We start from the raw sequence: 21,679 nt of genomic DNA, 5'->3' as shown, positions 1-21,679 counted from the left end.
CATTCAGCGTCCAACGTCCGGCGGGGTCAGCAGCCGCTGCACCACCACGCCGTCGCGCAAATGGGACTGCACGATCTCGTCGATGTCGCTCTCGTCGACATAGCTGTACCAGACCGCTTCCGGGTAGACCACGGCAATCGGTCCACCGGCACAACGGTCCAGGCAACCCGCCTTGTTGACCCGAACCTTGCCGGGTTCGAGCAAACCCTGGGCCTTGGCCTGGGATTTGCAACGATCAAAGGCGGCCTGCGCCTTGTGCTGGGCACAGCAATCCTCGTTCCCCTCGCGCTGATTGAGACAGAAGAAGATGTGGCGCTCGTAATACGACTTGTTTTCAGACATGCGCCGATTTTAGTGGGCGCCCTGTCCGGCACCAGGGTGTCGGGCGATGGCGCGCAGGCCAAAGAGCAGCGCCGAAAAAGGCCACAACCAACCCAGCCATTGTGAAAGGCCATAAAAACGGATGAAGCGCCCTTGCTCCCAGACTTCAAGCGACTGGTCGAAGTAAGGACTGACTGGCGCTCGATTCAGCAGGCTGAGCGACGTGGCCAGGCACAGCAGCATGAGCGCATGACATACCCGGCGTGGCAGGGCGAGCAGTGCCAGGCCGGCGACGAACGCCAGGGCCAGTCCCAACAAGGCCTGGGACGTGATCCACGCCCAGCCATGCTCCGGACCGTAAGTGAGTGCCGACGACAACCCTGAAACAGCCAGCGCGCACACAAAAAAGGCCACCAGAAACCCCACGCGGCGCGACAGCGAACGCATGTCGGCGAAACCCATGAGCAGCGGCGCCAGCAACCCGAGCGCCACACAGAATGCTTCGGCCAGCGGACTCAACGGCAGCGGGTTTTCAACCCGGAACGGCACCCAGGCCAGAAATGGGGTCTCCGCAAGCAGGTTCGCCAGCTCCATCTCCAGCCTGTCCCAGACCTGGCCCAGGCCAAAGGGCACCGAAACCGGGTAGAGCAAGGCTGCCGGCCACAAGGCCAGCAGCACCAGCGAGCCGTGGGCGCCAGGCACGAACCAGTCGGCCCGAAACTGGCTCCAGCGGCGCAGTCCACCCAGCCGCTCCAGCATCCAGGCTGCGGTCGCACCCAGCAGCGCACCGGCACCGTTCAGTGCCAGATCGAGGCTGGATGCCACCCGCATGGGCAGGTAGTTCTGCAGGGTTTCCACCCCGAACGACAGCAGAAGCGGCAAGGTGAAGCCCAACAACCAGGACCATCCCCCAGCACCGGAGCGCAGCAGGGACAGCGCCAGCAGAAACGCCAGCGGGGCGTAGCCCAGAAAGTTGCTCATCACATCAAAGGCGGTCCAGTACTTCGGCAGCGGCGCCAACATGAAGGCCATCGGCTTCACGCCCTGCATGCGCCAGCCCTGAAACGGATACAGGCTCGCATACACCACCAGCGCCGCAAACAGCAACGCGAGTGGCCAGGCCGAAGAACGCGGGGTCGTGACCACCCCTGGGCCTCAGAAGGGCTTGATCACCACCAGCAGCACCACGACCACCAGCATGATCACCGGTGCCTCGTTGAACCAGCGGTACCAGACATGGCCCCGGCGGTTGATGCCTTGCTGGAACCTGCGAAGCATGACGCCGCAAGCGTGGTGATAGCCGAGGATCAGCGCCACGACGAACAGCTTGGCGTGCATCCAGCCATTGCCGGCGCCCAGACCGATCCCATAACCCAGCCAGAGCCACAGACCCAGTGCAACCGCTGGAACAGCCAACAGGGTGGTGAAGCGCATCAGCTTGTGCGCCATGAGCAGCAAGCGCTCGCGCTCGGCAACACTTTCGGGCGGAACCATGGCCAGATTGACAAAAATCCGGGGCAGGTAAAACAGGCCGGCGAACCAGCTGGCGATAAAAACGATGTGGAAGGATTTGACCCAGAGCATGCTGGCAGTTTAGCCCGCCAGGGAGTACTGCACATGCTGCGCCGGGTGGGTTGCGCCTCGGCGACGGACAAAAAAAACCCGGCCCTCAGGGCCGGGTTAGGAAGCCTTTTTGCTGTCACACACTAAGGCACCCGCTCAGGGAGGAAAAGCGGGGGGCTCACCCTTCGGCTCGCCCGAGTGAATGTTACAACACAATGTCCGGATTTTTGTCGCCGCCACTGTCAGATTTGACAAATGGGCCGCAGCGTCAGCCTCAGGAACACCTATGGACTACTACATCATCTTGGCCAGTTCGAACATCACCGCCGTGCCAAGGGCTTCGCGGATGTTGCCCCGGCCCACCTTGGCCATGGAAAACTCGCCAAATCCCGACATGTCGAATGAGCTGTCGTCCGGCGAGATCTCGACGAAAGGGAACTCGAAGACTTCGCGCAGCAGATCCCGGCGGAAGGCATCAAAGTCGTCGTCCTTGATTTCCGAATCCACCACGATCAGGCTGGGCATGCGGCTCTTGATGGCATCGCGGGCTTGTTGGAAATCAACCACACTGTCCGAAGAAATACCTATCTCACGCAGCGCATCACGCACGTCGGCACGGATCTGCAAGCTCGGTGAAATGGTGAGCACATAGGTACCGGAAAGCGACTTGAACATCGACGAGTGGTCGTCCGACAGGTCCACGGCCGAAATACCGTCGACGGCCTGCACGGTGCGGGTGAACATGGCTGTGAAACTCACACCCTCCTCGTTCACTTCGCGCTCGATCTCGACACCGCCCGACACCATGGCAATCTGGCGGATCAGAATCCAGCTCAGGCTGTCCGTCGACGCAGCGCTTGACGGGGGCACACCGTCATTGGCCACGCGCATCTGCAAACGCGCATGTTGCGGCCAGGCGTTGAGGTCCAGACGCATGTCGACCCGGCTGCCAAACGGCAGCCCCCAGTCAAGCACGGCATTGACGAAGGTATGTGCAATTGTGGGATCGATCAGCACATCCACCTGTTTGAGCTTGCGCCGCAAGGCAATGCCCAGCGTGCCAAGCTCCTGCTTGCGCTCCTGCAACACGTCTTCAACCAGCTTCGCCATGTCCACCTTCTCATGCGACTGGCGGATGCGACCACTGTAGAAACGGTTGATCTGCTGGGCGCTGACACCAGCGAGCTTGATGCGCTCGGCCGGAATGCTCAGGGCCCGATGCTCCAGCTTGTTGATGCGCCCCTTGGCCAGCAACTGATCAATCTGGTTTTCCAGGGAGCTGACGTTTTCGGTGAACTGCTCGGCGAGGCTAGGGCGTGTTAACACTAATTGCTTTTGGACATCTCGGCTGCGAAACTATCGGCCATGGAGATCACAAAAGAGCAATTCGCGCGCATTGAACACTGCCTGTGAACGGCTGTCAGTTTCCGCGTAAATCTGGTGTCGGGAGCAAGCCAGACGCGTTCACCCGCTTCAGTCAGCTGAATGCCTTGAACTTCCTTTGAGTTGAATGGGGGGTGCCCGTTCTGCAGGGCACTGAGGTGTGCCGGGGGGGGGGCGTGCCTGCTTTGGCCGTGGCATGGCGGGCATGAGTCAGCGCAGGGGTATGGCGCAGCGCTGGTGTTTTGCGTTACATATCGCCTACCCGTGTAAGAAGCAGGCGCGACAGTGACAGTCACTTTCCGGTAAACCCACTGTCGCGCCCCGAGACCCACCGCTTTGGAGGGCGCCGTTGCCGCTGTCAGTATTTCACGAAGCGGGCGTGGCTGTCCATAGCATGGGCTCACGCATGGGAATGGAGCGCCCATGCCCACTGCCCAGCCCGCGCCGTCACCACCGCCCAGACGCTTTGTGTGCGCCCTGTGCCGCTGCCCTGTGCTCATCTGCAGCCACTGCGACCGCGGCCAGCGCTACTGCAGCGCGGCCTGCTCGCACCAGGCCAGAAGTGGCGCCCAGCGCGCAGCCGGCAAACGCTACCAGGACAGCCGCAAGGGCCGTCACGCTCACGCCAGACGCCAGGGGCAATGGAGGGCGCGCCAGCAAACAGTGACGCATCAGGGTAGCCCACCACCGCCCTGCACTGATGTACTCCCACCCGGCGAAACAACCGCTCTGATCCCAGACGCAAGTCAACGCTGCAAGTGCCAGTTTTGCGGCCGTTCGGTCTCGAATTTTGTACGCCTGGACTATTTGCGTTGCCGCTTTCGTCGCCCATCGAAACCATCCGTATGGAGTACCGACTCACATGGCCATTTCACCTGAACTCACGGCGCAGATCCTGCGCTACCACCACGCCGAGCACTGGCCGGTGGGAACGATCTCGTCCCAGCTGGGCGTGCACCGCGAGACCGTCATGCGCGTGCTCACCCAGGCCGGCGCCGCCCCCATAGTGCCCGCACAACGCACCTCGGGCGTGAGCCCCTACCTGCCCTTTATTGAAGAGACCCTGAAGCAGTTCCCCAACCTCACGGCCAGCCGGTTGCACACCATGGTCGCCGAGCGCGGTTACGAGGGACGCCCCGACCACTTTCGCCACATCGTCGCCAGGCACCGTCCACGCCCCCCAGCACAGGCCTACTTGCGCCTGCGCACCTTGCCCGGTGAACAGGGGCAATGCGACTGGGGCCACTTCGGCCACATCCAGATCGGGCAAGCCAGGCGACCCCTGATGGCCTTTGTGATGGTCCTGTCCTGGTCCAGACGCATCTTCCTGCGCTTCTTCCTGGGCGCGCACATGGAGAACTTCCTGCGCGGCCACGTCCAGGCCTTTGAATCCTGGGAGTCCGTTCCCAGGGTCGTCTTGTACGACAACCTCAAGAGCGCGGTGCTCGAACGCAGGGGGCAGGCCATCCGCTTCAATCCCACCTTGCTGGCACTCTCGGCGCACTACCGCTTCGAGGCCAGGCCCGTGGCCCCGGCCCGGGGCAATGAGAAGGGCCGCGTGGAGCGGGCCATCCGCTACATCCGCACGGCCTTCTTCGAGGGACGCACCTTTGACGGCCTCGACGATCTCAATGCCCAGGCCGATGCCTGGGTGAACGGGGCAGCCAGCGCTCGGCGCTGCCCCGAGGACTCCCAGCTGTCGGTGCAGCAGGCCTTTGACCAAGAGAAGGCGCACCTGATGGACATCCCGGTCACACCGTTTTGTTGCGATGAGATCCGCGGCGTGACAGCGGCCAAGACACCCTATGTTCGCTTTGACCTGAACGACTATTCCATCCCCCACACCCACGTACAGCGCAGCCTGAGCGTGCACGCCAGCCTGCATGAGGTGCGTATTCTGGACGGCCAGCAGGCACTGGCCACGCACCCGCGTTGCTGGGACAAGGCTCAGCAGATCGAGATCGAGGCCCATGTGCAGGAACTGGTGCAGCACAAGCGAGCCGCGCGAGCCCATCGCGACACGGACCGCCTGGTGCACGCGCTGCCTCAGGTGCAGGATTTGCTGACAGAGGCGGCCAAGCGGGGTGAGCCGCTGGGACGCATCGCCCGTGAGTTGCAGGAACTCCTGGATGTGCATGGACGCACGCAGATGACGGCCGCCGTCGCCGATGCCATGAGCCGCGGTGTGCCGCACCCCCATGCGGTTCGTCTGGCGCTGCAACACCAACGCCAACGCCAGCGCCAGCAGCAAACCCCGCCCCCGCTGGGCGTGGCCCTGTCCGCGCAGGTGCGCGCGCGCGACATCGCCGTGCGCCCCCACAGCCTGGACAGCTATGACCGTCTCACGCAGGAGAGTGACGATGCCAGCAACTGATTCGGCCACACTCAAACACCGCGCCCAGGCGTTGCAACTGCACGGGGTGCTGGCCAACTGGAGTACCTGCTGCACCGAACCCTGGGTGGGCACATTGCTGGACTGGGAAGAGCAGGAGAGAACCCGCCGATCCATGGAGCGGCGCCTGCACAGTGCGCGCATCGGGCGCTTCAAGCCCTTGGTGGATTACGACTGGCGCTGGCCCGAGCAGATTGACCAGGCCAGCGTGAGCGAGCTGATGACGCTGCAGTTCCTGCAAAACGCCAGCAACGCCATCCTGGTGGGGCCCTCCGGGGTCGGCAAGACCACGATCGCGCAGAACATTGCGCACCAGGCGGTGTTGCAGGGACACACCGTCCTGTTCACCACCGCCGGCAAGCTGCTGGGCGAGCTGGCCAGTCTGGACAGCGATTCGGCACTGCGCACCCGGCTGCGCCACTACGCCAGGCCAGAGCTCCTGGCCATTGATGAGGTCGGGTATCTGTCGTATTCCAGCCGCTATGCCGATCTGCTGTTCGAGTTGATCAGCCGGCGCCACGAGCACAAGAGCACGCTGATCACCACGAACAAATCGTTTGCCGAGTGGGGTGAAGTGTTCCCCAACGCGGCCTGCGTGGTCGCACTCGTGGACCGCCTGGTCCACCACGCCGAAATTGTCGGTATCAAGGGCCAGTCGTACCGGCACAAGGAGGCACAAGAACGCGCCCGGGCGCGCACCGCAAAGCGCAAACCGTCGAAGGAAACAGCATGAAGCCGTGGCACCCGCCTTCAGGACTGCACCATGGGCTGCCCTTCACGGTGGACGACACCTGGACACCAGAGCAGGCCTTGGCGGTGATGGAGTTGCTTGATGATCTGCGCGATCGCGTCTGGACCCATTACGGCCGGGTCATCCAGAACCTGCTGCGCGAGCAGCGCGTGACACAGTGAATCGCTGGACGACTTTGACCCGGAGTTGCCGTTCTGAACAACGACGAATCTCCCACGCCAACAGCAAGGGCCCCTGACGGGGCCCTTGCTGTTGGTGGCGCACTCAGCACCGAAAGCCGCCACCAGAATCCGCCGCCACAAATGACCACCGGATTCCGTCACCATTTACCGCCGCCAGATTTACGCGGGTTTAGATCGCCGCTAACACTGCCTGCCCTTGCAGCGCGGCAACGTCAGCATGAGCAATTTGGAGGTCATCAACGCCATGCTGTATGTGGCCGAGCACGGTTGCAAGTGGCGCGGACTTCCCAAGCGGTTTGGCAACTGGCACACCATCTACACGCGCATGCGTCGCTGGACCAAGGCCGGTGTGCTGGACAAGATGTTTGATGCGCTGCAGCGCGAGCAGATCGTGCGCATCAAGATTGAAGCGGTGTCCCTGGACTCCACCAGCATTAAGGTGCATCCCGACGGCACAGGCGCTCTAAAAAAAACGGACCTCAGTCCATCGGCAAGTCCCGAGGCGGATGGAACACCAAGATTCATATGGTTGCCGCGGATGCTCGAACGGCCGTAACGTTCAGCCTCTCACCGGGCCAGGCGCATGACGCACCCGAAGGTCGGCGGTTGCTTCAGAGCCTGGGCGCAGCGAGTCGGCCGGTACATCTGCTCATGGACCGAGCCTACGAAGGAAACGAGACGCGACAGTTGGCGCTTGACCTGGGATTCATCCCGGTAGTGCCGCCGCTGAGGACGCGAATCGAACCATGGGAGTACGACCGTGAGATGTACAAGCGCCGCAATGAAGTTGAACGCCTGTTCCGCCGACTCAAGGGCTACAGGCGCATCTTCAGCCGCTTCGAGAAACTCGATGCGATGTTCCTGGGGTTTCTTAGCTTTGTGCTGGTGGTCGATGGCCTTCGAAGTTTGTGTTAACAGGCCCTAGCCACCAGCTCGGGCCAATGGTCGTCGAGCGACCAGGCTTCGGGCGCACCGGCGACCGCCGGTTTGGTACCCACGGGTGGGGTGGCGGAGTTTTTCTTGGTTTGCAACATGGCAGAACTCGGTGAATAAAGAAGCCAGGACCCTATCGACAGTCGCATGCAGCCGGTGCATCCGGTCATGTCACATCACCCCCAGGGCGTTTCGATGCGGACGGCCGATCGGAAGATCAAAAAAATACCTTCGCCAGCCCAGGACAGCCGGCGCACACTTGTATTTTCTTCTTATGAGAGAGTTCAACACAAACTTCTGGGTTTTTCAATCACCCCCATCTTCTTACGAATTGAAACCCGGTAGTTTCAGACACTTTGAGGACTGGATTCAACCGAACCGGGTCGGCCACCCGCGGCGGCTTTGCCACAATACAGGCATGCACATCCCAGCCCCCTACCCCCTGTCCCGCCCCCGCCGCCTGCGGCGTGATGCCTTCACACGCGATCTGGTGCGCGAGCACCGGCTCAGCCCGGCCGACCTGATCTACCCGGTGTTCGTGCTCGATGGGCACGGCCGACGCGAAGCGGTGGGCTCCATGCCGGGCGTGGAGCGCCTGAGCCTGGACCTGCTGCTACCGGTGGCCGAAGACTGCGTGAAACTGGGCATTCCGGTGATGGCGCTGTTCCCGGTGATCGACCCGTCGCTCAAGACGCCCGACGGCCGTGAAGCGCTGAACCCCGATGGCCTGGTGCCGCGCGTGGTGCGCGAACTGAAGAAACAATTTCCCCAACTGGGTGTGATGACCGACGTGGCGCTCGACCCCTTCACCAGCCACGGTCAGGACGGCTTGCTGGACGAGCACAACTACATCCTGAACGACCCGACAGTCGAGATCCTGGTGAAGCAGGCGCTTACACAGGCCGAAGCCGGTGTGGACATGGTGGCGCCCAGCGACATGATGGACGGCCGCATCGGCGCCATCCGCCTGGCTCTCGACGCCAAGGGTCTGGTGCACACGCGCATCATGGCCTACAGCGCCAAGTACGCCAGCGCCTTCTACGGTCCGTTCCGCGACGCGGTGGGCTCGGCCGCCAACCTGGGCAAGGCCGACAAGAAGGTCTACCAGATGGACCCGGGCAACAGCGACGAAGCCTTGCGCGAAGTGGCGCTGGATCTGGCCGAAGGCGCCGACATGGTGATGGTCAAGCCCGGCATGCCCTACCTGGACATCGTGCGCCGCGTGAAGGACGAGTTCCGCGTGCCGACCTTCGCCTACCAGGTCAGCGGCGAGTACGCCATGCTCAAGGCCGCTGCGATCAACGGCTGGCTGGACCACGACGCGGTGATGATGGAAAGCCTGCTGGCCTTCAAGCGTGCCGGTGCCGACGGCGTGCTGACCTATTTCGCGCGCGACGCGGCCCGCCTGCTGCGCGGCTGATCCACCCCACCACCGCCTGCCTGGCCACCGACGCATGCGCATCTTCCACGTTCTGCCCGGTGCCGTGCACGAAACCGGGGCGCTGCCCACCGAACTGGCGCCACGCAGTTTTGTCTGGATCGCCTGCGGCCGGCGCGAGTTCGAACTGGAGCAAGGTCACATCCAGTCCACGCTGCACGCCCTGCACAGCGTGACGCTGGTCGACCTGCACGTGTCCGACCTGCTCAACAACCAGTTGCCCTCGCACTTCGACTACACCTCGCAGTACGACATCCTGGTGTTCCGTCGGCTTGCTGCAGGGCACAGCGAGACCGACCTCGCGCACCCCGGTCAGGTCTTGACGCAACACATCAAACGCGGCGGTCCGCCGGTGCTGCGCCGCATCGACACCAGCCCGGTCGGGTTTGCGGTGTTCGACCGCGTACTGGTCACGGTCCACCCCGCGGGCTGCACGGTGCTGGAACAGTACGCCTCGCGACTGCTCGCCGCAGCCTCGGCCGCTTCGCGCGCCGCTGGCGTGAACCTGCCCAGCGGGCCGGCCGACCTGATGCTGCGCATCGTGAACCAGATGGTGGATGGCTACCTCGATCTGCGGCGCGAACTCACCCGCCAGCTGGACCACTGGCAAGCCGAACTGCTGCACCCCTCGACGCGCTTCAACAACTGGGGCTCGTTGCTGGACGCGCGCATTTCGCTGCACCACCTGGACGAAATCTGCGAAGACCAGCGCGCCGCCATCCAGGACTGGATCGAAGCGCTGTCTGGCTGGGAAGTGATCGAGGGTTCCGCCAGCGACCACTTTGGAGGCCATCGCGGACTGGAGCTGCTCAAGGTGCGCAGCCGCGACGTGCTGGAGCACATCGAACGTGTGGTGCACAACGTGCGCCGGCTGGAGCAGAACGCAGAGACCGCGGTGCAGATGCATTTTTCGGCACAGAGCAACCGCACCAACGACATCATGCGCACGCTCACGGCGCTGACCGCCATCTTCCTGCCGCTGAACCTGATCGCGGGCATCTTCGGCATGAACTTCGAATTCATTCCACTGCTGCACAAGGAGTCGGGATTCTGGTGGGCCATGGGCTCGATGACGCTCACGGCCGTGGTGCTCAGCGTGCTGTTCTGGCGCAAACGCTACCTCGCCCGCACCGGCGAGCGCTGATCCTCACCGCGACTGCACAGTCCCCTCGGACCGTTTTGCATCCACGTGTGCGCCAAGGGCGAAACCGCATTCAGACGAAGGGCGGACTCAAGCCCTCGTTGGCCAGCGCGCGCTGCACCGCGGGTCGCTCCAGCATGCGCTGCAGATACGGGCCCAGCAGGCGTTTGCTGCGGGCCGGCGCATTGTCGAAATTGCGTGTCCAGCGACACAGGGTGAACACATACGGGTCCAGTGCGGTGTAGGCCTCGCCCATGAACCAGGGCCCGCCGTGGCGGGTCAGCTCGTTGTCGAGCTGTTTCAAGAGGTTGTTGATGCGGATCCCGGCGTGGTGCTTTACCTCGGCGGCGCCCGCCATGTTGCCGGCGTTCACCCAGCGCTCGGGATAAAAATAGACGATCAGGGTGGCCTGCAGCGTGTTGGTCAGCCACATCAGCCACTTGTAGAAGTGCGCGCGCTCGGGTGTGCCCAGCGCGGGCACCAGGCCGCTGGCCGGGTGCGTGTCGCACAGGTGCAGGCAGATGGCCGCCGTCTCGTACAGCACCAGATCGCCATCGGTGAGCACCGGAATCAGGCCGTTGGGGTTGAGCTTGAGGTAGGCCATCGTCTTCTGCACGTCCTGCGCGCGATCGACCAGGACGCGCTCATAAGGAACGGCCAGTTCTTCGAGCAGGATGTGCGGCACCATGCTGGCGGTGCTGGGGTAGTAGTGCAACTGGATCATGGTCAGTTTTTCGGGGTGGGCACGCCAAACAGGCGCGCCCCATTGTCCCAGCCTATGCGTCGCGCCACATCGTCAGGCAGACCACCGAGCCAGGTGCGGTAGCCCTGCATCAGTTCGCCGTAATAAAGCCAGCGCTGGTTGATCCATGTGTCCGATCCGATCATGAACCGGTCTGGGTACTTGAGCAGCAGGGCACGCCACTCGGGGCAGAGCTGGCCGCCTTCGCAGGTGAGGCCTGGCCGGTACGAGAGCTCGCCCATCAGGCGCGGGTAGCGCGCCATGAGTTGATCCACCCGCGCCACTGGCGTGCCGCCGATGCCGGTGTGGGCCCATATCAAGTGAAGTTTCTGGCCTTGGGTGGGCGTGTGCGCCATCAGCAGGTCGATCGCCGCGTCGTCCACATGGGCCAGGATCGCCAGGTTCTTGCCCTCGGCGAGAGCCATGAGCTGCTTCGCCACCGGTCCGTTGGCGTTGGCGCTGTCGTACAGGTGGAACTCGCCGAGTCCACGGTAGGGGCCGGCGGGTGTGCCTTTGGCCAGTTCGGCTTGCACCAGGTTGACGATGGTGCCGTCGCGGAACCAGTTGTTGTAGTCGGCGCGGTTGCGGTAGAGCCGCACGAATGGCACCACGGTCACGCCCGCGGCGCGCGTCTGCTCACGCGCCGAGGACAGGGCGCGGGTGCCGTCGTTGGGGCGGGAGTTCGCCAGCACCGCGCGCACGCCACTTTGCTGCATGCGCGTGAGCACGTCCGCCAGCGGGTGCGGACAGCCCGGCTCGGGCGCGTCGTGCACGCAGGCTTCGTCGTTGTAGTGCAGGTGGGCGTCGAACAAGGGCCCGGTGTAGGCCCCCTGCGCCGCGGCCGACAGCACCCAGCCGGCCAACAGGGCCAGCCCGGAGAACCGCGTCAGGCCGGCGGCGCTCACCGGACTACCCTCCGTGCTGCGCACTGCGGGGCTGAGCGCCTTCGGAACGGCCGGGCGGCGCTCACCGGACTTTCCCTCCGTGCTGCGCACTGCGGGGCTGAGCGCCTTCGGAACGGCCGGGCGGCGCTCACCGGACTTTCCCTCCGTGCTGCGCACTGCGGGGCTGAGCGCCTTCGGAACGGCCGGGCGGCGCTCATGGTCTCACCCCAGGTGCTGCGCCAGGAAAGCCAGCGTGCGCTCGCGCGCGAGCTGGGCGGCCTCGGCGTTCCAGGCGCCGCGGTGGTCGCAGTTGAAGCCGTGGTTCGCGGCATAGATGTGCACCGTGACACCGGGCTGCGCCTTCTGAAAGGCGCGCACGCTGTCCAGCGGAATCCAGTGGTCCTGCTCGCCGAAGTGGGCCATCACCGGCACGCGGGGCTGGCGCGCCGCCTCGGCATCGCTGGTCATGCCGCCGCCGTAATACGGCACGGCGGCCGACAGTCCGCTGAGCACACTGGCCGAGCGCCAGGTCAGAAGACCACCCCAGCAATAACCCAGGATGCCGACCTTGCCACCCTGCGCCGCGTGGTCAATGGCGGCCTGGATGTCGGGCATCACGCCCGCCGCCGGCAGCGCCTCGACCGCGGCCTTGAGCGCCATGCCGGCCTGCATGTCGGCTTCGGCGTAGCCCAGCTCCACGTCGGCTTTGACACGGTGGAAGGTTGACGGTGCGACAACGAAATAGCCGTCGGCCGCGTAGCCATCAGCCACGGCGCGGATGTGGGCGTTGACGCCAAAGATCTCTTGCAACACCACCAAGCCACCTTTGGGCTGACCCGCGGGTTGTGCCACGTAGGCGGGAAATGTGAAGCCGTCGGCGGCGGTGAGGTTGACGAAGGTTCCCATGGGATGCTCCTGTGTTGTGGTCAAAAAAATGTCAGCCCGCCAGCCGGCGTTCGACGAAATCGAGCCGGTCCTGGCCCCAGAAAATTTCGCCGTCGATGACGTAGCTTGGCGCACCGAACACCCCGGCGTCAATCGCCTGCGCCGTGTGTGCGGCGAACAGCGCTTTCACGCTGTCCTGCTGCGACTGCGCCAGGCGCTGCGGGTCCAGCCCACATTCGTCCAGCAGTTCGGCCAGCACGGTGGCATCGGCGATGTCGCGCTCCTGCGCCCACACCGCCCGGGCCACCGCGCCGGTCAGCCGCATCGCGGCGGCCTCGCCGTCCTGCCCGGCCACCGCCGTGATGAGCCAGCCCGCCGGGTCGCCCGCCACCGGAAAGCAGCGTGGCTGCGGGTTGAGCGGGATGCCGAGGGCCTCGCTGAAGCGGCGCAGCTCCACCAGCCGGTAGGCCTGGCGCTGGGGCGCCCGCTGCGGCAGAGGCAGACCACCCGACACGGGGAACACCTGGCCCAAGTCCACCGGCAGCACACGCACCTGGGCACCGGTGCGCTGCAGCAGTTCGGCAAAGCGATCATGACCGAGGTACATCCAGGGGCTTTGGGGGGCAAAGTAGTAGTCGACTGTGCGACGCATGGCGGTCTCCTGACGCTGTTGTAATGAAGGGCTGTGGAGCCGGTGTTGTATGCGATGCCAGCGATTTTTGCAGGAGACAGGTTATGGGACAGGAAGAAAGCACAAGGTATCCGAAGGTGTTGCTGGTAACGGGTGGCAGCCGCGGCATCGGCGCGGCCACCGCCCTGCTCGCCGCGCAGCAAGGCTGGACCGTGGCGGTGAACTACACCGCCAACTCGCTCGCGGCCGACGAGGTGGTGCGAGCGGTCCGCGCCGAGGGTGGCGCGGCGATCACGGTGCAGGCCGATGTGGCCGACGAGGCGCAAGTGCTGCGCATGTTCGAGCAGGTGGACACCCGGCTCGGGCGGCTCACCGGACTGGTGAACAACGCGGGCGTGGTGGACGTGACGGCGCGGGTGGATCAGATGAGCGTGGCGCGCTGGAAGCGCATGTTCGACATCAACGTGATCGGTTCGATGCTGTGCGCGCGCGAAGCGGTGAGGCGCATGAGCACGCGGCACGGCGGCGCGGGCGGGTCCATCGTCAACCTCTCCAGCGCCGCGTCGCGCCTGGGTTCGCCGGGGCAGTACGTGGACTACGCGGCGGCCAAGGGCGCCATCGACGCGTTCACCATCGGCCTGGCCAAGGAGATCGCTGCCGAAGGGGTACGGGTCAACGCGGTACGCCCGGGCCTGATCGAGACCAGCATCCACGCCTCGGGCGGATTGCCCAACCGCGTGAACGAGCTCAAGCACCAGGTGCCCATGCAGCGCGGCGGCACGGCACACGAGGTGGCCCAGGCCATCGTCTGGCTGCTGTCGGACGCCGCGAGTTACACCACCATGAGCCTGCTCGACGTATCCGGAGGACGCTGAATGACCGCGACGACACCCGAACAAAGCCCGCACATCAGGATCTGGTGGGAAGACCTGGAAATCGGCCAGGTGCGCGACCTGGGCAGCCTCTCGCCGACGAAGGAAGAAATCATCGCCTTCGCCAGCCAGTTCGACCCGCAGCCCTTTCACCTGAGCGAAGAAGGTGGCAAGGCCTCGGTGTTCGGGGGCCTGAGCGCCAGCGGCTGGCACACCTGCGCCATGGCCATGCGGCTGATGGTGACCAACTTCCTGCATGAAACGTCGAGCCTCGGTTCGCCCGGGCTGGAGAGCCTGAAGTGGACCAAGCCGGTCTACCCCGGCGACGTGCTGCGGCTGCAGCACACCATCACCGAAAAGCGCGCCATGAGCAAGCGGCCCGACGTGGGCCTGGTGCGCACGGTGTGGGAAATGTTCAACCAGCACGGCGACAAGGTGCTGCACATGGAGGGCTACGGCATGTTCCGGCGCCGCGAGCCTGGGACCTCAAACCCGGCATGAATGCCCCCTGAAATCCGCTGATGCAGCGCGGGCAGACCCTTCCTGCCCCACAATGCCGGCCATGGATTTCAAGCCCCTCATCACCCTGCTCGCCATCGTCAACCCGCTGGCGATCGTGCCCTTCTTCATCCACTACACACAGGGTTTCACCTCGGCGCAGCGCCGGCGCACCATCCTGATTTCGTCGGTGAGCGCGTTCGCGGTGATCGCCACCTGCGCCATCATCGGTCTGCAGATCCTGGAATTTTTCAGTATCTCTCTGGCGAGCTTCCAGGTGGGCGGTGGCATGCTGCTGCTGACTTCGGCGCTGTCCATGCTGAACGCACAACCGGCCGAGGCCAAGACCACGCAGGGCGAGGTGGACGACGCCTCGGCGCGCGCCTCCATCGCGGTGGTGCCGCTCACCATCCCGCTGCTCACCGGCCCGGCCACCATGTCCACGGTGGTGATCTACGCCGACCAGGCCAAGACCTTTTTCCAGCACGCGGCGCTGGTGGGCTACGGCGTGGTGATCGCGCTGGCCACCGCCGTGTGTTTTTCGCTCGCCAAACCCATCGCGCGCCTGATGGGTCAGACCGGCATCAACGTGATGACCCGGCTGATGGGCCTGATCCTGGCTGCGCTCGCGGTGGAGGTGATGGCCGCCGGGCTGACCAAACTGTTCCCTGCACTGGGCGCGTGATGCACCGGGCCGGTTGACGCGCCGCAGGGCCGCCCGGTCACAAGCCCCCCGCGATCGCCGGGTCAAGGCCCGCCACGAACATTCAGACCGGCAAGGCCAGATCGGCCCGCCCGCCCGGCATGGCCTGCGGCGCATCGCCTGCGTGCTGGACCAGGATGTCACAGGTGAGCCGGATATGGGCCTCCAGCGCCAGCGCGGCACGCGCTTCCTGGCGCGCGACGGCGGCGGTGTAGATGCGGGTGTGCTCGTCGTGCACGTCGCGCTCGATGGTCTGAGTCGCGCCCATCTGGATCGCCACGTGGCGGTAGCGCTCGCCGTGGCGGTAGAGGATGCCCAGCAGGTGTTTGCTCCAGGGTGAGCGGTGCGCCGAGATCAGGGCTTCGTGAAAGCGCTTGTTGGCCGCTTCCCAGCGCAGGGGCTCCAGACCGCCCGGCTGCTGTTCGGCTTCGGTCAGTGCCGCGAATGCCTGCGCCAGATCACTTTCCCAGCGCGCGTCGCCGAGCCGGATCGACTGGCTCAGGGCTTCGGTTTCCAGCATCACACGGGTGTCGGTCAGGTCTTTCAGGTCGCCCAGCGAGATCTCGGCCACGCGGTAGCCGCGCTGGCCTTCGACCGTGACCAGGGCGTCGGACACCAGCAGGGCCAGCGCTTCGCGCAGCGTGCCGGCGCCGACGGCGTAGCGGTCTTTCAGGTGCTCGACACGCAGGCGCTCGCCCGGCGCGAGGCGCCCCTGCACAATGTCCTGCCGGACCGCGAGGTACGCGCGCTCGGACAGGGTGCGCGGCGATTCGCTGGCCGGACGCAGCAGGTGGTCGGTGAAAGTCTGGTTGGGCAGCATGGGGTTCTTCCCGGTCACTTTGTTCAAGGCGTTTCTTCGTCGATCTGCTGGCGCTTGAGCCGGTAGGCCAGCTGGGGCCGGGTCAGGCCCAGCAGGCGCGCAGCGCCCGAGAGGTTGCCGCCGCTGCGCTCGACCGCCAGCGCCAGCACCCGGGCCTCCAGCTGTTCGAGCGACAGCCCGCTGCTCACAATGCGCTCGCAGAGTTCGTTCTCTCCCGCAGGCAAGACCCGGGCCAGCCGCCCTTGGGGATCCACCCCTTCCTGGCGCGCCCCGGGCTGGTTCGGGAACAGGTGCTCCAGTTCCACCGTGCCACCCTGAGCGGCGAGGATCACGCCACGCTCGACCAGGTTTTCCAGCTCGCGCACATTGCCCGGCCAGTCGTGCCGCATCAGGGCCTGCAGGGCCCGGTCGCCCAGACCGCTGAGGCGCTTGTTGTGCAGCGCCATGAACCGCGCCAGCAGGTGGCGCGCCAGCGGCTCGATGTCGGCGCTGCGTTCGCGCAGCGGCGGGATGCAGATCGGATAGACATTGAGGCGGTACAGCAGGTCGCGCCGGAACCGGCCTTGCGCCACCGCGGCCTCCAGGTCCACGTTGGTCGCGGTGACCATGCGCACATTGACCTTGCGCGTGGCCTCGGCCCCCAGCCGTTCGATCTCGCCTTCCTGCAACACGCGCAGCAGCTTGGCCTGCGCCGCAAGCGGCAGGTCGCCGACCTCGTCGAGGAACAGCGTGCCGCCCTCGGCGCGCTCGAAGCGCCCGGCGCGCGCCGCGTGCGCCCCGGTGTAGGCCCCCTTCTCCACCCCGAACAGCTCGGCCTCGATCAGCTCGGCGGGCAGCGCCGCGCAGTTCACCGCCACAAAGGGGCCCGTGGCGCGGTCGGAATGTTCGTGCAGGGCGCGCGCAAACCGCTCCTTGCCGACCCCGGTCTCGCCGGTCAGCAGCACCGTGACCTGGGTGCATGCGGCGCGCTGCATGAGATCGTGGGCGTGCTGGAACGCCGGTGAGGCGCCGATCAGCATGCCACCCGACGTCGCGGGCTCCAGCGAGGTCTTCAGCGCCTCCACCTGCTGGCTCAGCACGTCGAGCTTGTGCAGCAGCGAATCGTCTTCGAAATACGGCCGGTAGGCCTCGCCGTCGGGCCATTCGTCGATCGGCTTGCCGACGATGTGGCAGTGGTCGTCTCCGCAGGCACCGCACTGGATCTCCTTGAACAGGATCAGCTTGCCCATGAACGCGCTGGTGTAGCCGCTGGCGTAGCCCAGCAGGATCCAGCAAGCGGGCTCGTCCACCACGCCATAGGCCAGCCGGTGGGCGTGGGCCTCCCAGGAGTCGTCCCAGCGGAACTCGCCCTCGTACAGCCCGGTGGCCGCGTCCATCTTCAGATGCAGCGGCGTCACCCGCGCTGCGCCTTCCAGCATGTGCAGCTGCGGCCCCACCATGAACATCTCTTCCAGGCTGCGGTTGCCCCGGGTCTTGTGGGCGAAGCCGGCGTCGTGCGCGCCACTGGCGTAGCCCATGCGCGTGAGCAGGCGGCGGGTGTGTTCGGTGCCGACCGAGGTGATCAGGTCGCGGCGCAGCGCACTGAGCGCCGCGGTGTGCAACAACACCATGCGGCGTTCGCCCAGCCAGATCGCGCCGCTGTCGGGCTCAAAACGCAACAGCTTCCTCAGGTCGGCGTCCGGGGGGTAGTTCAGATGGGGTTCCACGGGGTCTCCTGTACATCGGGCTGTGTTCGCCAGAATTCTCGATATTTTGACCGCACACGGCCACCGGAGCAAGCCAGCCCAGGTTCCTGGCGGATTTCACCATTTCATCAAAAACCGCCCCGGGCCTCGACGATTTCGTGAAATTGTTTTGTGTTTCCAGGTGTTGAACGGTGCTTGACAGGCCTGATGGACCCCCAACACTCGGGAAAACCCGCCCGTTGGGAATTGGGGTTTTTAGGGGTTTTCCCTTAAATATCGAGATTTTTACCGGTTCGAGTCGATTCAGGCACACCCCGTGCAAGAGCAGCCGTGTCCAACCCGCCCGACCATGACCACTGCCACCACCCTCGAAACCCAGAACCTGCCCGTCGTGGATCTGCAGCGCCGCTACGTGCGCCTGCTGGAGCGCCGCGGCGATGGCCTGGTCAGCTTCGAGTTCTCGATCGGCTGGCCCGAGCTGGCGGTGGAACTGATGCTGCCCGCGGCGGCGTTCGACGAGTTCTGCACCAGGCACCAGGTGATCTGGCGCGAAGACTGAAGACCGGCGCACAGCCCCCACAACTCCAGGAGACAAGACCCGATGAACATCGATCTGCAGGCGCGCGAGATCACACCGCTGCGCAACACCTACGCCCACGTGGCGCAGCACATGGGCGGCGACAAGGTGGCCTCGCGCTACCAGGAAGCCACCTTCGGCGCCCAGCCGATGACGAACTTCCACTACCGCCCGACCTGGGACCCGGCCCACGAACTGTTCGACGCCGCGCGCAGCCGTGTGGTGCTGGCCGACTGGTACGTGCTCAAGGACCCGCGCCAGTTCTATTACGCCACCTGGACCATGACGCGGGCGCGCCAGCAGGACGCGGTGGAGTCCAGTTTCCAGTTCGTCGAATCGCGCGGCATGGTCGCCATGATCCCGGACGCGGTGCGCGAGAAGGCCCTGCGGGTGCTGCTGCCGTTGCGGCACGCGGCCTGGGGCGCCAACATGAACAACGCGTCCATCGCCGCCTACGGCTTTGGCACGGCCTTCACCGCACCCGCCATGTTCCACGCCATGGACAACCTGGGGGTGGCGCAGTACCTCACCCGCCTCGGCCTGGCGATGGCCGAGCCGGAGGCGCTGGACGCCGGCAAGCAGGCCTGGCTGGACGACCCGCACTGGCAGGGCCTGCGCCGCTACGTGGAAGACACGCTGGTGCTGCAGGACCCGTTCGAACTGTTCGTGGCGCAAAACCTGGCGCTCGACGGCCTGCTGTACCCGCTGGTCTACACCCACTTCGTGGACGACCACATCGCCCTTCAGGGTGGCACGGCGGTGGCCATGCTGACCAGCTTCATGCCCGAGTGGCACGACGAGACGGCACGCTGGGTCGACGCGCTGGTGAAGGTGGCCGCGGCCGAGTCCGACGCCAACCGCGCCCTGATCTCGCAGTGGGTGAGCGACTGGTCGGACCGCGCACAAGCCGCGCTGACACCGGTGGCCGACCTCGCGCTGGGTGCCCAGGGACCCGCCGCGCTGGGCGAGGTGATGGACCAGTTCAGGGCGCGCTGCAAAAAAGCCGGCCTCGCCCTCTGAATCCCGCCCACAAGGAAACCCCATGTCCAACGTATTCATCGCCTTTCAGCACAACGAAGAGTCCCGCCCGGTGATCGACGCCATCGTGGCAGACAACCCTGGCGCCCAGGTCGTGCACTCGCCAGGCCTGGTCAAGATCGACGCGCCCGACAGCCTGACGATCCGCCGCTCGACCATCGAGGAACAGACCGGCCGGCCCTACGACCTGCAGCAGATCCACATCAACCTGGTGACGCTCTCGGGCCACATCGACGAAGACGACGACCAGCTCACGCTCAGCTGGAAGCATTAACCCCCACAGAGGAGACAAACATGGACACCCGCGTCACCCGAAAAAAGCTCGGTCTGAAAGACCGCTACGCCGCCATGACCCGCGGCCTCGGCTGGGAAACCACCTACCAGCCGATGGACAAGGTCTTCCCGTACGACAAATACGAAGGCATCAAGATCCACGACTGGAACAAATGGGAAGACCCGTTCCGCCTGACCATGGATGCGTACTGGAAGTACCAGGGCGAGAAGGAGAAAAAGCTCTACGCCGTGATCGAGGCGTTCGCGCAGAACAACGGCCAGCTCGGCGTGAGCGATGCGCGCTACATCAACGCACTCAAGCTGTTCATCCAGGGCGTGACGCCGCTGGAGTACTACGCCCACCGCGGCTTCGCCCACGTGGGTCGCCAGTTCACCGGCGAGGGCGCGCGGGTCGCCGCGCAGATGCAGTCGGTGGACGAGCTGCGCCACTACCAGACCGAAACCCACGCCATCAGCCACTACAACAAGTACTTCAACGGCATGCACCATTCGAACCACTGGTTCGACCGCGTCTGGTACCTGTCGGTGCCGAAGTCCTTCTTCGAAGACGCCATCACCGGTGGGCCGTTCGAGTTCCTGGTGGCCGTGAGCTTCTCGTTCGAGTACGTGCTGACCAACCTGCTGTTCGTGCCCTTCATGAGCGGCGCGGCGCACAACGGCGACATGAGCACCGTCACCTTCGGCTTCAGTGCGCAGAGCGACGAGAGCCGCCACATGACGCTGGGCATCGAGTGCATCAAGTTCCTGCTGGAACAGGACCCGGCCAACGTGCCCATCGTGCAGGGCTGGATCGACAAATGGTTCTGGCGCGGCTACCGCCTGCTCACCCTGGTGGCCATGATGCAGGACTACATGCTGCCCAAACGCGTGATGAGCTGGAAGGAAGCCTGGGAGATGTACGCCGAAGAAAACGGCGGCGCCCTGTTCAAGGACCTGGCGCGCTACGGCATCCGCGAGCCCAAGGGCTGGAAGGACGCCTGCGAAGGCAAGGACCACATCAGCCACCAGGCCTGGAACACCTTCTACAACTACAACGCGGCCGCGCCCTTCCACACCTGGGTGCCCACCGAAGAAGAGATGAGCTGGCTGTCGGAGAAATACCCCGACACCTTCGACAAGCACTACCGCCCGCGGCTGGAGCACTACCGCGAGCAGCAGCAGGCCGGCAAGCGCTTCTACAACAAGACGCTGCCCATGCTGTGCACCACCTGCCAGATCCCGATGCTGTTCACCGAACCCGGAGACGCCAGCAAGATCTGCTACCGAGAGAGCGACTACTTCGGCAACAAGTACCACTTCTGCTCGGACCACTGCAAGAGCATCTTCGACCACGAACCCGAGAAATACGTGCAGAGCTGGCTGCCGGTGCACCAGATCTACCAGGGCCACTGTTTCAAGCCCGGCACCGACCCGACCGTGGAGGGCTTCGACCCGTTGATGGCGGTGCTCGATTACTACGAGCTGAACGTTGGCCGCGACAACTTCGACTTCGAAGGCTCGGAAGACCAGAAGAACTTCGCCGCCTGGCGGGGCGACCCACCCGCGACCGCCACGGCCGCCACCACCGAACCGGGAGCCGCGAAATGAGCGTCGTCGCCATCTCTGACTACAACTTCCCGGCCAAGGATGTGCGCGAGAACTTTCCCGCGCCCCTGCTCTATATCGGCTGGGAAGACCACCTGATGTTCTGCGCGCCGTTCTGCCTGCCGCTGCCACCCGACATGCCGTTCGGTGCCCTGCCCACCGCGGTGCTGCCCGGCATCTATGGCGAGCACCCGGATTTCGCAAGCATCGACTGGTCCAGCGTCGAGTGGCTCAAGTCGGGCCAGCCCTGGCAGCCCGATCCGGCGAAGTCGCTGGCCGACAACGGCCTGCAACACAAGGACGCGATCCGTTTCCGCACGCCCGGCCTCACCGGCATCAAGGGATCCTTCAGCTGAGCTGTC

Annotated in this window: 25 protein-coding genes; 14 read left to right on the top strand and 11 right to left on the bottom strand. The window is 65.0% G+C overall.

Going from position 1 to position 21,679, the window contains the following annotated elements:
• Positions 1 to 3: 3 nt before the first annotated feature.
• From AC23D4_RS16380 to AC23D4_RS16365, 4 genes are all read right to left on the bottom strand, one after another.
• A complete protein-coding gene (locus AC23D4_RS16380; protein ID WP_472890548.1) occupies positions 4 to 342 on the bottom strand; it encodes a (2Fe-2S) ferredoxin domain-containing protein in 339 nt (112 codons plus the stop codon).
• A gap of 9 nt (positions 343 to 351) precedes the next feature.
• Positions 352 to 1,467 carry a VanZ family protein gene (locus AC23D4_RS16375; protein WP_472890547.1) on the bottom strand — a complete coding sequence of 372 codons (1,116 nt, stop codon included), beginning with the start codon at positions 1,465 to 1,467 and terminating at the stop codon, positions 352 to 354.
• A 9-nt stretch (positions 1,468 to 1,476) separates the two neighbouring features.
• On the bottom strand, positions 1,477 to 1,905 hold the full coding sequence (locus AC23D4_RS16370; RefSeq protein ID WP_177136997.1) for a CopD family protein: 429 nt from the start codon (positions 1,903 to 1,905) through the stop codon (positions 1,477 to 1,479).
• 273 nt (positions 1,906 to 2,178) lie between these two features.
• A complete protein-coding gene (locus AC23D4_RS16365) occupies positions 2,179 to 3,210 on the bottom strand; it encodes a hypothetical protein (protein WP_472890546.1) in 1,032 nt (343 codons plus the stop codon).
• Positions 3,211 to 4,129: 919 nt separating this feature from the next.
• On the opposite strand from AC23D4_RS16365, the gene istA reads away from it, so the two are divergent.
• From istA to AC23D4_RS16345, 4 genes are all read left to right on the top strand, one after another.
• A complete protein-coding gene (gene istA, locus AC23D4_RS16360; protein WP_472890610.1) occupies positions 4,130 to 5,641 on the top strand; it encodes an IS21 family transposase in 1,512 nt (503 codons plus the stop codon).
• Positions 5,628 to 6,392, top strand: a complete 765-nt coding sequence (gene istB / locus AC23D4_RS16355) for an IS21-like element helper ATPase IstB (protein ID WP_472888557.1) — start codon at positions 5,628 to 5,630, stop codon at positions 6,390 to 6,392. The genes istA and istB overlap by 14 nt, the downstream gene beginning before the upstream one ends.
• Positions 6,389 to 6,571: a hypothetical protein gene (locus AC23D4_RS16350; protein ID WP_305335885.1), complete on the top strand. Its 183-nt coding sequence runs from the start codon at positions 6,389 to 6,391 to the stop codon at positions 6,569 to 6,571. Before istB ends, AC23D4_RS16350 begins: the two co-directional genes overlap by 4 nt.
• A 211-nt stretch (positions 6,572 to 6,782) precedes the next feature.
• Positions 6,783 to 7,507, top strand: a protein-coding gene (locus AC23D4_RS16345; RefSeq protein ID WP_487623745.1) for an IS5 family transposase whose coding sequence is annotated in 2 segments (ribosomal slippage) — positions 6,783 to 7,056 and positions 7,056 to 7,507 — 726 coding nt in all. Because the reading frame shifts where the segments join, the coding sequence is not laid out codon by codon here.
• Here the strand turns inward: AC23D4_RS16345 and AC23D4_RS16340 are convergent.
• Positions 7,504 to 7,626 (bottom strand): hypothetical protein, encoded by a 123-nt coding sequence (locus tag AC23D4_RS16340; RefSeq protein WP_487623634.1) that lies wholly within the window; start codon positions 7,624 to 7,626, stop codon positions 7,504 to 7,506. The two genes, AC23D4_RS16345 and AC23D4_RS16340, sit on opposite strands and share 4 nt — an antisense overlap.
• A gap of 317 nt (positions 7,627 to 7,943) precedes the next feature.
• Between AC23D4_RS16340 and hemB the strand changes: the two genes are divergently transcribed.
• Both hemB and AC23D4_RS16330 read left to right on the top strand, forming a co-directional pair.
• A complete protein-coding gene (gene hemB, locus AC23D4_RS16335) occupies positions 7,944 to 8,945 on the top strand; it encodes a porphobilinogen synthase (protein WP_472888163.1) in 1,002 nt (333 codons plus the stop codon).
• Positions 8,946 to 8,979: 34 nt separating this feature from the next.
• Entirely contained in the window at positions 8,980 to 10,107 is a 1,128-nt protein-coding gene (locus AC23D4_RS16330) for a magnesium transporter CorA family protein (protein ID WP_177136994.1), read from the top strand.
• A 70-nt stretch (positions 10,108 to 10,177) separates the two neighbouring features.
• Here AC23D4_RS16330 and AC23D4_RS16325 read toward each other — a convergent pair whose 3' ends face one another.
• From AC23D4_RS16325 to AC23D4_RS16310, 4 genes are all read right to left on the bottom strand, one after another.
• The gene (locus AC23D4_RS16325) at positions 10,178 to 10,828 is read right to left on the bottom strand and encodes a glutathione S-transferase family protein (protein ID WP_472888164.1); all 651 of its coding nucleotides are present in this window, start codon (positions 10,826 to 10,828) and stop codon (positions 10,178 to 10,180) included.
• A gap of 2 nt (positions 10,829 to 10,830) precedes the next feature.
• Entirely contained in the window at positions 10,831 to 11,718 is an 888-nt protein-coding gene (locus tag AC23D4_RS16320; protein ID WP_472888305.1) for an amidohydrolase, read from the bottom strand.
• Positions 11,719 to 11,952: 234 nt separating this feature from the next.
• Positions 11,953 to 12,636, bottom strand: a complete 684-nt coding sequence (locus AC23D4_RS16315; protein ID WP_472888165.1) for a dienelactone hydrolase family protein — start codon at positions 12,634 to 12,636, stop codon at positions 11,953 to 11,955.
• A gap of 31 nt (positions 12,637 to 12,667) precedes the next feature.
• Complete coding sequence (locus tag AC23D4_RS16310) at positions 12,668 to 13,267, bottom strand: 2-hydroxychromene-2-carboxylate isomerase (RefSeq protein WP_472888166.1); 600 nt, start codon at positions 13,265 to 13,267, stop codon at positions 12,668 to 12,670.
• An 83-nt stretch (positions 13,268 to 13,350) separates the two neighbouring features.
• Here AC23D4_RS16310 and AC23D4_RS16305 point away from each other — a divergent pair, with 83 nt between their 5' ends.
• The 3 genes from AC23D4_RS16305 (at position 13,351) to AC23D4_RS16295 (ending at position 15,301) form a co-directional block, all read left to right on the top strand.
• Entirely contained in the window at positions 13,351 to 14,121 is a 771-nt protein-coding gene (locus AC23D4_RS16305) for an SDR family oxidoreductase (RefSeq protein WP_472888167.1), read from the top strand.
• Positions 14,122 to 14,619, top strand: coding sequence for a MaoC family dehydratase (locus AC23D4_RS16300; RefSeq protein ID WP_472888168.1), 498 nt, complete (start codon positions 14,122 to 14,124; stop codon positions 14,617 to 14,619).
• A gap of 61 nt (positions 14,620 to 14,680) precedes the next feature.
• On the top strand, positions 14,681 to 15,301 hold the full coding sequence (locus AC23D4_RS16295; protein WP_472888169.1) for a MarC family protein: 621 nt from the start codon (positions 14,681 to 14,683) through the stop codon (positions 15,299 to 15,301).
• Positions 15,302 to 15,383: 82 nt separating this feature from the next.
• Here AC23D4_RS16295 and AC23D4_RS16290 read toward each other — a convergent pair whose 3' ends face one another.
• Positions 15,384 to 16,139, bottom strand: coding sequence for a GntR family transcriptional regulator (locus AC23D4_RS16290; protein WP_472888306.1), 756 nt, complete (start codon positions 16,137 to 16,139; stop codon positions 15,384 to 15,386).
• Between the two features lie 23 nt (positions 16,140 to 16,162).
• Entirely contained in the window at positions 16,163 to 17,845 is a 1,683-nt protein-coding gene (locus AC23D4_RS16285; protein WP_472888170.1) for a sigma 54-interacting transcriptional regulator, read from the bottom strand.
• Positions 17,846 to 18,173: 328 nt separating this feature from the next.
• Between AC23D4_RS16285 and AC23D4_RS16280 the strand changes: the two genes are divergently transcribed.
• The 5 genes from AC23D4_RS16280 to AC23D4_RS16260 are packed head-to-tail and all read left to right on the top strand — an operon-like array spanning position 18,174 to position 21,673.
• Positions 18,174 to 18,383 carry a phenol hydroxylase subunit gene (locus AC23D4_RS16280; protein ID WP_472888171.1) on the top strand — a complete coding sequence of 70 codons (210 nt, stop codon included), beginning with the start codon at positions 18,174 to 18,176 and terminating at the stop codon, positions 18,381 to 18,383.
• Positions 18,384 to 18,425: 42 nt separating this feature from the next.
• Positions 18,426 to 19,421 carry an aromatic/alkene monooxygenase hydroxylase subunit beta gene (locus AC23D4_RS16275; protein WP_210829585.1) on the top strand — a complete coding sequence of 332 codons (996 nt, stop codon included), beginning with the start codon at positions 18,426 to 18,428 and terminating at the stop codon, positions 19,419 to 19,421.
• A 22-nt stretch (positions 19,422 to 19,443) separates the two neighbouring features.
• Positions 19,444 to 19,713: an MmoB/DmpM family protein gene (locus AC23D4_RS16270; RefSeq protein WP_472888172.1), complete on the top strand. Its 270-nt coding sequence runs from the start codon at positions 19,444 to 19,446 to the stop codon at positions 19,711 to 19,713.
• Between the two features lie 20 nt (positions 19,714 to 19,733).
• Complete coding sequence (locus AC23D4_RS16265) at positions 19,734 to 21,320, top strand: aromatic/alkene/methane monooxygenase hydroxylase/oxygenase subunit alpha (RefSeq protein ID WP_472888173.1); 1,587 nt, start codon at positions 19,734 to 19,736, stop codon at positions 21,318 to 21,320.
• A complete protein-coding gene (locus AC23D4_RS16260; protein ID WP_210829590.1) occupies positions 21,317 to 21,673 on the top strand; it encodes a phenol hydroxylase subunit P4 in 357 nt (118 codons plus the stop codon). Before AC23D4_RS16265 ends, AC23D4_RS16260 begins: the two co-directional genes overlap by 4 nt.
• Positions 21,674 to 21,679: the final 6 nt, after the last annotated feature.

The organism is Hydrogenophaga sp. L76 (assembly GCF_057654755.1).
Note: the sequence above shows the minus strand (reverse complement) of the source record. Positions and strands in the feature narration are given on the sequence as shown.